Below are 861 nucleotides of genomic sequence, written 5' to 3' on the forward strand. Positions count from 1 at the left end.
AGCGTCATGATGTCGAGGCCCATCTCCAACAGGTGGGTGGCATACGAGTGGCGCAACACATGTGAGGTCACCCGTTTTTGAATACCGGCTTTTTTAGCCGCTTCGCGAATGGCCCATTGCACACCGGTTTGGGAAAAAGCTTGCAATTGTCCATTGTCACCCCGGCCATTAAAGAGCCAGCGATAAGGTTTCTCGTGTTGCAGGTATTTACGCAAGCCACGTGTTAAGAGCCAGCCCAGGGGCACATAACGGTCTTTACGGCCCTTGCCTTCGCGAACGTGCAGCATGCCCCGTTCCAGATCTACATCGCTGACCTGCAGCTTTAGTAGTTCAAAGCGTCGAAGCCCGCAACCGTAAATAAGGGCGATCAGCAGTTTGTGTTTCAACAGAGGTGCGGCGGCTATCAGACGTTTGACCTCACCCTGGCTGAGTACCACCGGTAATTGTTTGGGGAACTTCATGCGGGGCAGAAACACCCGTTTGGATGGCACACCCACTATTTTATAGGCTAAACGCAGACCGTAAACGGTGTGTTTAAAATACGAAGACGATGGCGTTCGGCTATTGGTTTTTAGCTGCTGCAGGTAATCCAGCACCTGCTCTTCATCCAGTTCAGTGGGGCAGCATTTAAAATACAAGGCCATGGTGGCCAGACAGCGTCCGTAATTGTGCAGGGTACTTAAACTTTTGCCCGTCAATTCGGTGTGGCGTTTCAATTTAAGGTAGAGTTCCTTAAATTTGGGTAATGAAGAACAGGCTTCATCAATTCTGGTAAAGCTTTTTTTTCATAACTAAGTATTATAAGACAAATAAAGGTAGCTGAGACAACGGACTTTAGCTACCTTTAGGTTTAGTGCAACA

General features: G+C 48.5%; 1 protein-coding gene. It reads right to left on the bottom strand.

All coding sequences use genetic code 11. From position 1 onward, the window contains the following. Window positions 1–698 (bottom strand): tyrosine-type recombinase/integrase (locus tag KDU71_RS22780; protein ID WP_212193436.1); only part of this gene is annotated, 698 nt, incomplete at its 3' end. Between the last annotated feature and the right edge of the window lie 163 nt (window positions 699–861).

This window comes from Carboxylicivirga sediminis (genome assembly GCF_018156225.1).
Lineage (GTDB): Bacteria > Bacteroidota > Bacteroidia > Bacteroidales > Marinilabiliaceae > Carboxylicivirga > Carboxylicivirga sediminis.